Below are 13,262 nucleotides of genomic sequence, written 5' to 3'. Positions count from 1 at the left end.
AATAACACACCGGAATGTCATGCACCCGCGAATTGGGCATACACCGCGGGCAGGAAGCCGGCCAGGTGGTTCATCTCCTGAGCGCAGTGCACGAGCAGATCGCGCGGATCGGGCAGCTGGTGAGCGGCGACGGGCCGAATCACCGCGTCGGTCAACATATTTCCCTTTCGCAGGCCGATGTGGGGTCCGCCCATCCAGAATCGGGACCGCATCTCGGCGCCGTCGGCGGTGGCCCGTACGTGGTGGACGAACCAGCCGATGTCGACGGGCACCTCCGCCGATCCCAGCCGTGCGCACACCGCGACGTCTGCGCCAAGGCGGGTCGGTTCGAGGCCGATCACCTGTGGCTCGACGAACTGGATCGCGGCCTTGGTGTACGACGATCCGAGGTACTCCTCGATCAACGACGTCCGGCCGACCCAGCTGCCGTCACCGCCGTTGTCGGACCAGCGCGCCGACGCATGAGCGCGTGGGTGCCACAGTTTGTAGCGTGTCGTCTCACTGCCGTGCCAGCCGAACCACCAGTCCCACATGGCGGGTGTGACGCCGGGCATCTCGGTGCGCACCGACACCTGGAATCCGCCGCCGCGCAGCTGACCGAATCCGTTCTCGGTCTGCTGGTAGCCCTCGTCGAGAATCGTTCCCGCGGAATCGAATCCGAGCAGCGTCTGGTCGGCCTGAGGTCCGTGCTCCAGCGCGACGACCACATGCCTTGGCAGTTCGGCCATGTCGGGATTGAAGTACGCGCCCCAGGGGGTGTCACCGTCGGCATCGCGGTAACCGAGGTAGGCGCTCATCAGACCCGTCCCATCCACGGGTAGAAGCGGCCGTCGGGGTCGTATGCGGCTCGGGCGTTGTCCAGCCGTGCCATGGCCTCGTCGGTGGCGAACTTCGCCGGACGCTGTCCGAGATTCTCGTCGGCCAACTGGATTCCAGTGGCCAGATGCGCCATCTCGGCCATGTTGTCGCGCGGCCAGTTCGCGTACTTGTCGTCGTCGGCCTCGTCCATCCAGCCCCCGTAGAGCGCGAGGTAGACCTCGGCCTCGACGCTGTAGGCCATGTCCTGCCGGGCCGGTGACGGTCCCCAATTGAGCCAGAGGAAATGCGCGGGGTGCGGCGGGAGGGTGTCGAGGATCCGACGAATGCCGGGCATCAGGTCCGCCGCCGGTGCCGAGGTCCACATGTTGTCTGCGGAGTAGCGGTGATCTTCCAGATAGTTGGCCATCACCGCGGTGTACCAGGTGGGCAGATCCGTTGGCGCATAAGGAACTTTGACCAGTGCCTGATCGATGGCCGGACAGGTGCCCAACAGGGCGAGCGCTTCCTCGGCTTCGGCCTCGGTGTCGGCGAACACGGGCGACGCGAGCAAGATCGCGGGACCGTCGATCCCGGCATCCCGCACGGTTCTGGTGGCGACGATCTGCAGTTCCACCCTGCGGTCCACGTCCGCACTGATGTCACGCGCCCAGGTGAACACCTCCTCTGCGCAGTCGAACGGATAGGCGTACAGGCTCATGCCGCAGACGGCCGGCTTCGGGTACAGCTTCAGATGAAAGGCCGTGACGGCCGCGAAGAACCCCGGACCGGCACCTCGCGCCGCCCAGTACAGATCGGGATGATTCTCGGCGTCGATGTAGAGCTTCTCGCCGTCGGCGGTGATGACGTCCAGACCGATCACGCTTTCGCACGCGGGGCCGTAGACACGACTGTTCCAGCCGTATCCGCCCTGAAGCAGGTACCCGCCGATGCACACGCCCTTGCAGTGGCCGGCGGGGAAGAACAGGTCCTGCTCCTCGAGTTCGGCCGCCAGGATGCTGCCACCTTTGCCCGGGCCGGCCACGGCGAGCATTTTGGCCTTGTCGATGGTGGCCTGGTCGAAACCGTGCATATCGAGCAGCAGGCCGCCGTCGCGCAGATGGTTGGCCGCCCAGCTGTGTCCGCCCGACCGGATCCCGACCTGAAGATCGTGGGCCTTCGCATAGGCCAGTGCGGCGATGACGTCGTCGTCGTCGTGGGCCTGCACGATCATCGCCGGATAGCGATCCGGCACGCGTTGATTCCAGACCGTCGACCGTCGGGCGTCCTCGTACCCGTCGGCCCCGTGCGCGAAGTGCCGCCCCGCCGGTAGTGCCACCACTTAGCCCTCCTAGATTCACATTGCGAATCGTTGTGAGCCGCATTGCGGATCAATATAGTGGTGGGGTGGCCCCTGCGGAAGAGAATCAGCCATCCGAATCCGGGCGTTCAGACGGAATTCAGGTTTTGCGACGTGCGGCGGCCGCCCTGGACGAGATCGCCGCTTCACCAGGCCAGCTTCGGCTGGTCGACCTGGGCGGGCGGCTCGGCCTGGCCAAGTCCACGGTGCGACGGCTGCTGGTCGGACTGGTCGAGATCGGATTCGCGAGCATCGATGACGAGGGCAGGATCAGCCTCGGCGAACGACTGCTCGGGCTGGGCGGTGCCGACGACGCGACCCTTGCGACACAGTTCCGGCCCACGCTGGACAGGTTGGCCCGCACGACCGGCGAGACGGTGGATCTGTCGGTACTGCGTGGTCAGCAGATGTTGTTCATCGACCAGGTGCAGTCCGCGCACCGGCTGCGGGCGGTTTCGGCGGTGGGTGTGCGGTTCCCGCTGGAGTGCACGGCCAACGGCAAGGCCGCGCTCGAACTGCTGACCGACCCGTCCGCGGGGCTCAGCGGCATCGCGTTCGACCGCGACGAGCACACCGCCGGGATCTCCGCGGCCGGTATCGCCGCGAGGACGACGGGCGGACACATCGTCGCGATCTCGGTGCCGGCGCCGAGCGACCGCTTCGATGCGAACGAGCGACGGATCGTCAGCGCCCTGCGCGACTGCGCGCGATCACTGGCTAGTTGACAACCGCGACCGCGAAGCCGTCCCAGCCCTTGGTGCCCACTGTCTGGATCGCCGCGGTGTCCAGACGCGGATGTTCACCCATCATCTCGAGCATGTCGCGCACGGCGCGGGCCTGATGGTCGTCTGCCGCGGGTGCGAACACCCGCCCGAATCGGGCGATGTTGTCCACCACGATGATTGAGCCCGGGCGGCCCAGCTTGATCGCCCACTCGACGTAGGCGACGTTGTTCTCCTTGTCGGCATCGATGAACGACAGGTCGAAGATCTCACCGCGTGCTTCGAGATCCGGCAAGGTGTCAAGGGCGGCGCCGACGATCACCTCCACCCGGTCCTCGACGCCCGCGCGCGCGAGGTTCTGGCGTGCGACATCCGCGTGCGCGGCCTCGTACTCGAGAGTGACGACACGACCCGACGGTCCGACGGCGCGAGCGAGGTTGATGGTGCTGTAGCCGGCGAGCGTGCCGATCTCCAAGACGCGGGTCGCCCGTGCCGCCCTGGCAAGCAGGTACAGCAGCTTCCCGTGTTGCGCCGATACCTCGATGGCGGGCATCCCCGCCGCGTCGGCCGACTCCCGCGCGGCGGTCAGCGCATCGTCCTCGGTGCGCAGCACAGCGTTGAAGAGCTGATCGAGCGCCTCGGGGTCTGGGCGGGAATCAGGCTCGGCCACACGGGGCACGTTATCGGACACCCTCTTTCGCGTACACCACGCGCAGCACGTGGGCGACTTCCGGACCCATGACCCCGCCGGCGAGGTCGCAGAACGTCGCGACGAACTCGGGTCCGTGCGGCGGTTCGGTGACGCAGAGATGGTGGGCGATCTCGTGCAGGACCACCAGTTCACGCAGCGCCCACGTCGTGCGTTTCTCCGGCACCGCGATGCGTGCGCCGTCGTCGGCACGCTCGTAGTGCGCCGCGCTGACGCCGCGCCGGGCACGCACCGTCAACGCCCCCGCGCCGGGCCACGCCTCACGGACCAGCGCCATGCCGAGCACGTCGTCGACGTAGCGCTGCACCGACTCCACCGACGCGAACCGGCCCTCGGGTGGCAGGGTCAGCTGCGTCCCGAAGAAGTCGACCACCCGGTTGCCGTGCTCAGCCGCCCGGTCGAACAGTGTCCGGACGAATTCCTCTGCGGCGTAGACCTTGGCCCGCTGGGTGTCTCTGATCGCTCACGTCTCCAGGGCCGAGCGGGCACCGGACAGCTCCCCGCCGCTGCCCAGCCGCGCCTTGCGGCCTGCGCGATCACCCGCGCGTCGCGCCGCCGACGAATACCCCGCCGTCGCACTGGTTGGTCGCCACGTGCCCCGCGCCGCCGAGGTCTGCTGGTAGAAGTCCTTGAGCTCGATCTCCTTGTTCCGCAACGCGATAGCGGTGCCCGGCTTTCTGCGCCAGCGTGGTCCGGTGGCTTCCCGCTGCGCCTCTTCGCGGGCTTCGGACAGCCGCTTGCCGATGCGCGCACCGAACGCCAGCTGGAAGTTGATGCGCGCGGTGATCGTCGGCGTCGGCCGGTGGTCCCCCGACGCGATGTAGGCCTCCGACGCGCGCACCATCTGCATCACCAGGCTGGCGTAGAGCGCATGGCTGGCGTCGATGTCCTCGCCGAACCCGTACGCGTATACGAACGTCGAATTCGAGGCGACATCGCACTTCACGTCGTTGGCCATCGCGATCACGGTGAACAGCTGGACATAGGTCCGCAGGCCGCGGGTGCCTGCGTTACCGATCGTGATGGTTCGCTGGACCGGCATCTGCGCCTTGGTGCGGTTGGATGCATGCGAGCGTGCGACCGCCAGGTCGATCGATGTCGCGGTGGCCAGCCGTTGGGCGGCGGCCATGAACGCGTCCGCCTCGTGCGTGTTGTCGGTCCCCTCGGCTTGCCGCAGCAGAGCGGCGATGCGCGCCAGCATCTTGTCGTCACTCATGGCGCCAGATTAGGTCTACTTGCCGACAAATTCGTCGAGCGCGCTGACGAGCTGTGGAGAAAGCGGATCCTGCTTGGAGTAGTTGGCGACGTTGTCGGTCGGATCGTCGCGCAGCACATGGCTGACGCCCTCGAGCTCGACGACGGTCAGCGCGGTGTGTTCGAGCGCATCCTCGAGCGGCCGGATCGATTCGCACGTCGCCTGTTTGTCGGCGTCTGAACACGTGATCAGCACGGGCGTGCCCGCGGGCACCTTGGCGGCCAGCGTGAGCGGGTCGATCTTGTCAGCCTCGATCACCGCCTTGACATTGCCGGCATTGACGAGCGCGCCGAGTCCCTCCGGGAGATTGGTCGGGACCGTGCCCTCGGTGCGGACCTCGTCGACGGCGGCCAGCCAGGTGGTCAGCGCCTCCGGAGAGGCGCTGGCGCGCACCCGGTTGGTGATGATGTCCAGATACCTGCCGGGTAGCGGCTGCAACAGGGCCAGCGAGTGGATCTTCGGTGCGCCGACGTTCGCGTCGGTCGCCAGAGCCATCGCATGGACCGTGCCTTCTCCCACCGCGTATACCGAGATGCGCGACGTGTCGGTCGCGGACTGCTCGGCGAGGTAGCTCACCGCGGCCTTCGCGCCGGTGGTGTAGACGGCGCTGACGACGTCCTGGGGCCGCTGCGAATAGGGTCCGAGACCCGTCTTCCCGGTTCCGATCTTGTCGTACCGCAGGCTCGCTACGCCTTTGTCGGACAACAGTTCGGCGAGCTGCCGCATGTTGCCGACGGGGCCCGCGACCGCGTTGTCGCCGTTGCGGTCGGTGTTGCCGCTCTCGGAGATCAGCAGCGCCGCAGGTCCCGGTGCGCCGCCGCGCTCATGACGGTACGTGCCGTGGATGGTCAGGTTGTCTGCGGTGAACGACACGTCTTCGTCGACCCAGGCAGATGTCGGTTCGTCGTCCGATCCGCATGCCGACACCAAAAGTGCCAGCGAAAGTAGCAGGCCCGCAAAGGCTTTCAAAGCTTGGCCTCGATCCACGAAGTGACGTCGTCGAGCACCAGCTCCTTTTCGGGCTCGTTGAAGACCTCGTGATAGAGCCCTGGATACACCTTGAGGTGAGCGTCGGTCGATGCGACACATTCCAGTAGGTGACGGCTACCGGCGACCGGGATCAGCTTGTCCTGCTCGCCGTGCACGACGAGCAGTGGCGCGGTGAGCGCCGAGGCGCGCTGCGGCATGGTCTCGCCGACCTCGATGAGCGCCTTGCCGATACCCGCGGGCAGCTTGCCGTGATGGACCAGCGGATCGGCCATGTACGCCGCGACCACCTCCGGGTCGCGGGACACCGCTTCGGTCGGGAGGTTCTCGACGGGCAGGCCCGGCAGAATGCTGCCGACGACCTTGGCCACGCGGATCATGAACGACGAGACGGCGTCCTGGGCGTCGACGGCAGGCCCCGACAGCACCATCGCGGTGTAGTCTCCCGCGTGCTCGACGCCGTAGGCGAACACGACACCGCCGCCCATGCTGTGGCCGAGCACGATCCGCGGCAGCTCGGGGTGGTCGGTCCTGGCGATGCCGACCAGGGTGTGGAAGTCGCCGGTGTATTCGTCGATGTTGCGCAGGTACACCCGCTTGCCGCCGGAGCGCCCGTGCCCGCGAAGGTCGAGCGCGTAGGTGATCAGCCCCGCCTCGCCGAATCGCTCGGCGACGTGGTCGTAGCGGCGGGCGTGTTCGGCGTATCCGTGGCACAGGACGACGACACCGCGCGGGGCGAGTTCCGGGGTCCATATGTCGTAGACGATGCGGACGCCGCCGATGCCCTCGAAGCTGCGTTCGGTGCGGGTAGTTGCCACCCAGGGAGAGTATCGGGCTGCCCAGTCGCACGCCGGTGACGGTTGTCACCCATGGTGACTAAGCTCGGCGAGGTGACGGTCCTGGCCCGCAATCTGGACGACGACAGCGCCGAAGACGCCTTTCTGGCCGACGCGCAGCGCTATCGCCGCGAGCTGCTCGCGCACTGCTATCGGATGACCGGGTCGCTGCATGACGCCGAGGACCTGGTGCAGGAAACCTACTTGCGGGCATGGAAGTCGTACCAGGGGTTCCAAGGCAAATCATCCGTGCGTACCTGGCTGTACCGGATCGCCACCAACACCTGCTTGACGGCGTTGGACAGCCGTCAGCGCCGGCCGCTGCCGACGGGGCTCGGCGCGCCCAGCTCCGATCCGGTCGACGACATCGTCGCGCGCGACGAGGTGCCGTGGCTGGAGCCCATTCCCGACGACTCGACCGACCCGTCGAACATCGTCGGCTCGCGTGAATCGGTGCGGCTCGCGTTCGTCGCGGCGCTGCAGCACCTGTCCGCCCGGCAACGCGCGGTGCTCGTGTTGCGTGAGGTACTGCAGTGGAAAGCCGCGGAGGTCGCCGACGCCATCGGCTCCTCGACCGCGGCGGTCAACAGCCTGTTGCAGCGCGCGCGTGCGCAACTCGATGCCGTCGGGCCCAGCGAGGACGACCATCTGCAGGTCCCGGAGTCGAAGGAAGCCCAGGATCTGCTGACGCGCTACATCGACGCGTTCGAGACCTATGACATGGACAAGCTCGTCGAGCTGTTCACCGCCGACGCCGTCTGGGAGATGCCGCCCTTCGACGGCTGGTATCAGGGCCCGGAGAACATCGTCCTGCTGTCGAAGACGCACTGCCCGGCCGAGTTGCCCGGCGACATGCGGCTACTCCCCACGGTGGCCAACGGTCAGCCGGCCGGAGCGATGTACATGCTCAACCGGGAAACCGGCGCGCATGAGCCGTTCCAGATGCATGTGCTCGCCACGACGGACGAAGGCATTACCCATGTGGTCGCCTTCCACATGGCGTCGTTCGAGAAGTGGGGCTTGCCCGCCACGCTCTAGTTTGCCGAATGTCGGGTGTTGTCACGCCCGCGCGCCGAAAACGTGGGTAAACCCGACACTCGAGCTGGTTTCACCGGGGCAAGCTCGCATCTAGCCGCACCGAGGCGTGGTCAGACCATCCTCTATCGCGCATCGCATCGCGCACCCGCGCAAGGAATGTGCTGCGTCTGTATCGAAGGATGTCGCGGCTGAGCCGAATCACGATCCAGCCTTCCGCTTCGAGGTCGGCGATCCGCTCGATGTCGCGAGCATGATCCGCCCACGTGGCCCAGTGTTGTGGACCGTCGTACTCGACGGCGACTTTCCACTTCCGGTATCCCAGGTCCACCCGGCCGATGAACTCCCCGAACGTGTTGCACACCACGATCTGTGTCTCCGGACGGGGAAAACCGGCTTCGATGAGAAGCAGACGAGTGCGCGTCTCCTGAGGCGACTCCGAGCCGCCGTCCATCAGATCGGTCGCTTTCCGCAAATGCGGGATCCCCCGAGCACCGCGGTGCATGGGCAGCAGCGCCGCAACCTCCTCGGACTTCACGCCTGTCGCGTTCGCAAGTGCATCAAGCCTCATTACCGCCTGCATTCAAAGTCCCTCGCCGCCCTAGGTCGTAAGCGGTACGCGCGGGTGTGGTGGCCGTCATGCCACGGACCGCGCATATTTCGCTTTCGTGGAGGACGTCGCGATGGATCACGATCCCATTGACCTTGCCTGGCACAGGTCGTATTAGCTCGGCAGGAAGCGCCGCGTCGATCCATTTCGATCCGTGAACGGCCGCGGCCGAAAGCCCAGCGACTGTGGCGCGACGACTCGACCACAACCACGCGGCATTCGCTCGCATCTCGGCGGTCAGCTCCACCCCCTTCGGCAGGTAGACGTTTTGGTAGATCTTCACGTTGCGGGTCGTCAGGGTTCTGCGCGTGAAACGGCCCGCCGCCACGGCTTCGGTTCCAAGGAACGGCTCCATATTCATGGCGTAACGGTGGGGTCGCTATCCGACAGGATCGGCGACCGTCGGGCTTTGTCACGGTACTTATCCACAAGCGTCGCAAACCCGACGCTCGACGATCAATAGCGCGCGAACTGCCAGCTCAACGCTGCGATTGGCAGCAGTTCTGGAACGTGTTCTATTCTCATGGGTCATGAAGACCAAGGGCGCTCTGCTGTGGGAGCTCAACACGCCGTTCCGCGTCGATGAGATCGAGATCGGCGACCCCGTCGGCGACGAGGTACAGATCCGCGTCCACGCCGCGGGTATGTGCCACTCCGACTATCACCTGACCACCGGCGCCACCCCGATCGCCCTGCCCGCGCTCGGCGGCCACGAGGGCGCCGGCGTCGTCACCAAGGTCGGCCGCAACGTGACGGGCATCGAGGAGGGCGACCACGTCATCCTCGCGTTCATCCCGGCCTGCGGCGAGTGTCCGCCGTGCCTGAAGGGCTACCGCTCACTGTGTGATCGCGGCGCGGTTCTGCTCGGCGGTAAGGCGATCGCCGACGGCACCTCGCGCGTGCACGCCGGCACCACCGAGGTCTCGCCGATGAACCTGCTCGGCACCTTCGCCCCGCACATGACGGTCCACAAGGACTCCGTCGTCAAGATCGACAAGGACATCCCGTTCGAGACCGCCGCGATCATGGGTTGCGCGGTGCCGACGGGCTTCGGGTCGGCCGTCAACGTCGCCGACGTCCAACCCGGCGAGACCGTCGCCATCATCGGCGTCGGCGGCATCGGCATGAGCGCACTGCAGGGTGCGGTGATCTCGGGCGCCCGCAATGTCATCGCCATCGATCCGAACGAGTGGAAGCGCGACCAGGCGATCAAGTTCGGCGCAACGCACGTCTACCCGTCGATGGCCGAGGCGATCGCCCCCATGATCGACGTAACGCATGGCTTGATGGCCGACAAGACGATCATCGCTGTCGGCGACATGAAGGGCGAATACATCGAAGAGGCGATGATCCTCACCGCCAAGACCGGCACCTGCGTGCTGACCGGCATGGGTTCGATGATGGACGCCGACGTCAAGCTCAACATGTTCCTGTTCACCATGTTGCAGAAGACGTTGAAGGGCAACATCTTCGGCGGTGGGAGCTCGCACGTCGATACGCCGAAGCTCACCGGGCTGTACAAGTCGGGCCTGCTCAACATCGACGACATGGTCACCAGGACCTACCGTCTCGAGGACATCAACCAGGGCTACCAGGACATGCTCGACGGCAACAACATCCGCGGCGTCATCACGTTCGACGAGGCGGACTGGTAGTCAACCGCTCGGAGACGGCCTTGGCCACCGCGCCGAAGGCGCGCAATTGCGCTTCCGGCATTCCGTCGAACATCGCGGAGCGCACCAACGCGACGTGCCCCGGCGCGGCCACCTCGAGCGCAGCACGGCCGGCGTCGGTGAGGTCGACGGTCGCACCGCGGCGGTCGTCGTCGCTGCCCTGGCGTGCGACCAGACCACGACCACGCATCCGGCGCAATTGGTGGGACAACCGGCTCTGCTCCCACGCCAACGCATCGCCGAGTTCGTTGATCCGCAGTGGGCCGCGCTCGGACAGGGCGACCAGCACGTCGTAGTCCGAGAGCGACAGCTCGCAGTCCTGCTGGAGCTGGCGGTGCATCGCCGTCTGCAGCCGGCTGGCCATCGCCAGATAGTCGCGCCAGATCTGCTGTTGCTCGTCGGTCAGCCACATGGAATACATGACACATCATCCATGTTGTCGTGTCCAGTGGCCGCACCTAGGCTGGGCCCGGAGCGAGAGGATCGCTGATGACCACCCCGACCATAGACGTCCGTCGTGCCGACGACCGCGCGAAAACCAAGATCGCATGGCTGGACTCCAAGCACTCGTTCTCGTTCGGCAGCCACTACGAACCCGAGAACACCCACCACGGCCTGCTGCTCGTCAACAACGACGACATCGTGAAGCCGGGGACCGGCTTTGATACCCACCCGCATCGCGATATGGAGATCGTGACCTGGGTGCTGCGCGGATCGCTCGTGCACCAGGACTCGACCGGTCACTCCGGCGTGATCTATCCCGGCCTGGCACAACGCATGTCGGCTGGACGCGGCATCCTGCACTCGGAGAAGAACGACTCCTGGACGCTGACCGGCGAGCAATCGCACTCCGACCCTGTGCATTTCGTGCAGATGTGGGTGGTTCCCGACGAGTCGGGCATCGAACCCGGATACCAGCAGCTCGAGATCGACGACGAGCTGTTGCGTGGCGGTCTGGTGACCATCGCCTCGGGCATGCCCGAGCACAGCGACCAGGCCGCTATCACGATCCGCAACAAGTATGCCGCGCTGCACGGCGCGCGGCTACAGGCCGGCGAGAGTGTCGAACTGCCTTCGGCGCCGTACCTGCACCTGTTCGTACCCCGCGGTGACGTCACCCTCGAGGGCGCGGGGCCGTTGCACGAAGGCGACGCCGTGCGATTCACCGCTTCGGGCGGCCAGCGCGTCACCGCCACCGAACCCGCTGAAATTCTGCTTTGGGAGATGCATGCGGGTTTATCTGCGGCATAACAGAATTGGGATCTGCATCGCCGGTATGGCGCTGCTCACCGCGTGCTCCGCTGCACCGACTCCGCCACCGGACACCCGTGCACCGACTTCGGCCGCCCCGACCTCCGAACCTGCCGGGGGGCTGAGCCCCGTGGCGGTGCAGGTAGCTCCCGATCTGGCGCAGGCCCCGTTCGACGAGCCACGGGAGGCGCGGGTTCCGCGAGGGTGGACGTTGTCGGTGTGGGCGCGCTTGCCGAAGCCGAGGCTCGCGGCGTGGGCCCCCGACGGCGCGCTGCTGATATCGGTGCCCAGTGCCGGCGAGGTCGTCGCGCTGCGCCCTGGGGCCGGCAGCCCGACACGAGAGGTGCCACTCGACGGACTCGACCAGCCTCACGGGTTGACCTTCGCCGGAAATTCCTTGTACGTCGCGGAAAGCGACCAGATCGATGTTTACGACTACGCCGACGGCAGGGCGATCAATCGCCGAACCGTCGCCGGGGGCCTGCCCGACGCGAAGAGCCCGGACCTTCGCGGCGCCTATTCGCACGCGCTCAAGAGCGTCGCGATCGGCCCCGACGGTGCCGTGTACTTCTCGATCGGGTCGACGGGCAACATCTCAGCCGAGGATCGCGACGCGGACCCGCCGCGCGCCACCATCATGCGCGTTCCACGCGGCGGCGGACCGGCTGAACCATTTGCGACGGGCGTCCGCAACGGCACCGGCCTGGCGATCGCGCCGGACGGGTCGTTGTGGACCGCGGTCAACAACCGTGACAACGTCGCGGATCCACGCACCGGCGAGGTCGATCCGGAGTACGTCGACGAGCATCCACCGGAATCGGTGGCCCGGCTGACACCGGGACGCGAATTGGGCTGGCCCTACTGCAATCCCGACGGCGGTCCGGCCAATCTGCCGTTGATTCGTGATGTGCAGACCAACGCCGACGGCGACCGCATGGACTGTGCGTCACTGCCGCCGATCGAACAGAGCCTCGGCGCTCACGCCGCCCCACTCGGCATGAGCTTCACCGACGGCGTACTGCCCGCGCCGTACGCCAGCGGGGCGCTCGTCGGCGTCCACGGATCGTGGAACCGCGAACCGCCCCGTGCGCCCGAGGTGTCGTTCTTTCCCTGGCGCGACGGCGTCTTGGGCGATCAGCAGACGCTCGTCGGTGGGTTTCAGTCCGGGGACGGCTCGCGGTGGGGCCGTCCGGTGGCCGCGGTGACCGGACCGGACGGCGCGGTCTACATCACCGACGATTACGCCGACGCCGTGTACCGTCTGGCCCCGCCGTCGCCCTAGCGGACCTGCGTGCTCTTGGTGCCCCGCCGCCCGGTGATACCGACATAGATCGCGATCAGCACGATGGCGACGATGATGCCGACGAGGAACGGGATGATCTCCCACCCGCCGTTCGAGTTCTGGTACCCGAGCTGGTAGGTCAGCCAGGAGCCGATGAAGGATCCGAGCGCACCGAGCACGATCGTCATGATCACACCGATGCTCTGCTTACCCGGCATGATGAGACGCGCCAGCGCCCCCACGATGAGGCCGACGATGAGCGCGCTGAGAATCGTTCCGATCATTTCTGCTCCTCTATAGGTAGTCGGTTGAGTACCGACGTCATCTGTTTCTCGGTGTCATTGGCCAGTTTTTCGAAGTACAACTTCAACAGCGGGTTCAAAAGTGCTATCGGCCCGCGCATTTCGAGGTCGTTGCGGTAGGTGATCACCGAACCCGAATCGGCCGCGTCGACGTAGATGTTCTCGGTGGAGGTCGACGACTTGTTCTTGCCGACGAACACCAGATTGCTGTCGCTCATTGTTTCGAGGGTGTAGGTCAGTTCTGCGGTGACGCCGGCGATCTTCGATACGTTGTGCCAGGACGCGCCTTTACCGATTGGCCCGCTGTCGTTGCGCGTGCATTGCTGCGTGCCCGGATCCCACTCGACGGCATGTGCAAAATCCTTGAGGTACTCGATCACCTGGTGCGGCGAGGGGCTGACCGAGAACGTTCGCGAGACAGTGGGCATGCGGTGCGATTACCCGG

At 66.4% G+C, this 13,262-nt stretch carries 15 protein-coding genes and 1 pseudogene; 5 read left to right on the top strand and 11 right to left on the bottom strand.

What is annotated here, in order from left to right; translation table 11 throughout:
* Positions 1-17: 17 nt before the first annotated feature.
* Both G6N36_RS22425 and G6N36_RS22420 read right to left on the bottom strand, forming a co-directional pair.
* Positions 18-797: a DAPG hydrolase family protein gene (locus G6N36_RS22425; protein ID WP_163689018.1), complete on the bottom strand. Its 780-nt coding sequence runs from the start codon at positions 795-797 to the stop codon at positions 18-20.
* Positions 797-2,137 (bottom strand): FAD-binding oxidoreductase, encoded by a 1,341-nt coding sequence (locus tag G6N36_RS22420; RefSeq protein WP_163689017.1) that lies wholly within the window; start codon positions 2,135-2,137, stop codon positions 797-799. The genes G6N36_RS22425 and G6N36_RS22420 overlap by 1 nt, the downstream gene beginning before the upstream one ends.
* 65 nt (positions 2,138-2,202) lie before the next feature.
* Here G6N36_RS22420 and G6N36_RS22415 point away from each other — a divergent pair, with 65 nt between their 5' ends.
* Positions 2,203-2,880, top strand: coding sequence for an IclR family transcriptional regulator (locus G6N36_RS22415; RefSeq protein WP_163689016.1), 678 nt, complete (start codon positions 2,203-2,205; stop codon positions 2,878-2,880).
* Here G6N36_RS22415 and G6N36_RS22410 read toward each other — a convergent pair.
* From G6N36_RS22410 to G6N36_RS22390, 5 genes are read right to left on the bottom strand one after another with little or no spacing between them, the layout of a single operon-like run.
* The gene (locus G6N36_RS22410) at positions 2,873-3,547 is read right to left on the bottom strand and encodes an O-methyltransferase (RefSeq protein WP_372512303.1); all 675 of its coding nucleotides are present in this window, start codon (positions 3,545-3,547) and stop codon (positions 2,873-2,875) included. The two genes, G6N36_RS22415 and G6N36_RS22410, sit on opposite strands and share 8 nt — an antisense overlap.
* 10 nt (positions 3,548-3,557) lie before the next feature.
* Positions 3,558-4,046 (bottom strand): TIGR04338 family metallohydrolase, encoded by a 489-nt coding sequence (locus G6N36_RS22405; protein ID WP_163690823.1) that lies wholly within the window; start codon positions 4,044-4,046, stop codon positions 3,558-3,560.
* A 3-nt stretch (positions 4,047-4,049) separates the two neighbouring features.
* Positions 4,050-4,802: a DUF2786 domain-containing protein gene (locus G6N36_RS22400; RefSeq protein ID WP_163689014.1), complete on the bottom strand. Its 753-nt coding sequence runs from the start codon at positions 4,800-4,802 to the stop codon at positions 4,050-4,052.
* Between the two features lie 15 nt (positions 4,803-4,817).
* Complete coding sequence (locus G6N36_RS22395; protein ID WP_163690822.1) at positions 4,818-5,810, bottom strand: alpha/beta hydrolase family protein; 993 nt, start codon at positions 5,808-5,810, stop codon at positions 4,818-4,820.
* Positions 5,807-6,646 carry an alpha/beta hydrolase gene (locus G6N36_RS22390; protein ID WP_163689013.1) on the bottom strand — a complete coding sequence of 280 codons (840 nt, stop codon included), beginning with the start codon at positions 6,644-6,646 and terminating at the stop codon, positions 5,807-5,809. The genes G6N36_RS22395 and G6N36_RS22390 overlap by 4 nt, the downstream gene beginning before the upstream one ends.
* A gap of 51 nt (positions 6,647-6,697) precedes the next feature.
* Between G6N36_RS22390 and G6N36_RS22385 the strand changes: the two genes are divergently transcribed.
* The gene (locus G6N36_RS22385; RefSeq protein ID WP_372512302.1) at positions 6,698-7,702 is read left to right on the top strand and encodes a sigma-70 family RNA polymerase sigma factor; all 1,005 of its coding nucleotides are present in this window, start codon (positions 6,698-6,700) and stop codon (positions 7,700-7,702) included.
* Between the two features lie 70 nt (positions 7,703-7,772).
* Here the strand turns inward: G6N36_RS22385 and G6N36_RS22380 are convergent.
* Positions 7,773-8,664: pseudogene (locus G6N36_RS22380) on the bottom strand (endonuclease domain-containing protein).
* Between the two features lie 175 nt (positions 8,665-8,839).
* Here G6N36_RS22380 and G6N36_RS22375 point away from each other — a divergent pair.
* The gene (locus G6N36_RS22375; RefSeq protein ID WP_163689011.1) at positions 8,840-9,964 is read left to right on the top strand and encodes an NDMA-dependent alcohol dehydrogenase; all 1,125 of its coding nucleotides are present in this window, start codon (positions 8,840-8,842) and stop codon (positions 9,962-9,964) included.
* Here the strand turns inward: G6N36_RS22375 and G6N36_RS22370 are convergent.
* Positions 9,939-10,403: a MarR family winged helix-turn-helix transcriptional regulator gene (locus tag G6N36_RS22370; RefSeq protein ID WP_179964838.1), complete on the bottom strand. Its 465-nt coding sequence runs from the start codon at positions 10,401-10,403 to the stop codon at positions 9,939-9,941. The two genes, G6N36_RS22375 and G6N36_RS22370, sit on opposite strands and share 26 nt — an antisense overlap.
* Before the next feature lie 68 nt (positions 10,404-10,471).
* Here G6N36_RS22370 and G6N36_RS22365 point away from each other — a divergent pair, with 68 nt between their 5' ends.
* Entirely contained in the window at positions 10,472-11,233 is a 762-nt protein-coding gene (locus G6N36_RS22365) for a pirin family protein (RefSeq protein ID WP_163689010.1), read from the top strand.
* On the top strand, positions 11,211-12,515 hold the full coding sequence (locus G6N36_RS22360) for a PQQ-dependent sugar dehydrogenase (RefSeq protein WP_163689009.1): 1,305 nt from the start codon (positions 11,211-11,213) through the stop codon (positions 12,513-12,515). Before G6N36_RS22365 ends, G6N36_RS22360 begins: the two co-directional genes overlap by 23 nt.
* On the opposite strand, the gene G6N36_RS22355 is transcribed toward G6N36_RS22360, so the two are convergent.
* Together G6N36_RS22355 and G6N36_RS22350 are read right to left on the bottom strand one after the other, a co-directional pair.
* Positions 12,512-12,799: a GlsB/YeaQ/YmgE family stress response membrane protein gene (locus tag G6N36_RS22355; RefSeq protein WP_163689008.1), complete on the bottom strand. Its 288-nt coding sequence runs from the start codon at positions 12,797-12,799 to the stop codon at positions 12,512-12,514. The two genes, G6N36_RS22360 and G6N36_RS22355, sit on opposite strands and share 4 nt — an antisense overlap.
* A complete protein-coding gene (locus tag G6N36_RS22350; RefSeq protein WP_163689007.1) occupies positions 12,796-13,245 on the bottom strand; it encodes an SRPBCC family protein in 450 nt (149 codons plus the stop codon). The genes G6N36_RS22355 and G6N36_RS22350 overlap by 4 nt, the downstream gene beginning before the upstream one ends.
* Between the last annotated feature and the right edge of the window lie 17 nt (positions 13,246-13,262).

The organism is Mycolicibacterium gadium (assembly GCF_010728925.1).
Lineage (GTDB): Bacteria > Actinomycetota > Actinomycetes > Mycobacteriales > Mycobacteriaceae > Mycobacterium > Mycobacterium gadium.
This window is presented reverse-complemented; position numbering and strand designations above follow the sequence as displayed.

What these genes read in the sequence shown, in the direction of transcription:
- G6N36_RS22350 (WP_163689007.1), bottom strand. Translation starts at nt 13,245, where the DNA reads ATGCCCACTGTCTCGCGAACGTTCTCGGTCAGCCCCTCGCCGCACCAG.
- G6N36_RS22400 (WP_163689014.1), bottom strand. Translation starts at nt 4,802, where the DNA reads ATGAGTGACGACAAGATGCTGGCGCGCATCGCCGCTCTGCTGCGGCAA.
- G6N36_RS22360 (WP_163689009.1), top strand. Translation starts at nt 11,211, where the DNA reads ATGCGGGTTTATCTGCGGCATAACAGAATTGGGATCTGCATCGCCGGT.
- G6N36_RS22365 (WP_163689010.1), top strand. Translation starts at nt 10,472, where the DNA reads ATGACCACCCCGACCATAGACGTCCGTCGTGCCGACGACCGCGCGAAA.
- G6N36_RS22425 (WP_163689018.1), bottom strand. Translation starts at nt 797, where the DNA reads ATGAGCGCCTACCTCGGTTACCGCGATGCCGACGGTGACACCCCCTGG.
- G6N36_RS22355 (WP_163689008.1), bottom strand. Translation starts at nt 12,799, where the DNA reads ATGATCGGAACGATTCTCAGCGCGCTCATCGTCGGCCTCATCGTGGGG.
- G6N36_RS22385 (WP_372512302.1), top strand. Translation starts at nt 6,698, where the DNA reads ATGGTGACTAAGCTCGGCGAGGTGACGGTCCTGGCCCGCAATCTGGAC.
- G6N36_RS22375 (WP_163689011.1), top strand. Translation starts at nt 8,840, where the DNA reads ATGAAGACCAAGGGCGCTCTGCTGTGGGAGCTCAACACGCCGTTCCGC.
- G6N36_RS22370 (WP_179964838.1), bottom strand. Translation starts at nt 10,403, where the DNA reads ATGTATTCCATGTGGCTGACCGACGAGCAACAGCAGATCTGGCGCGAC.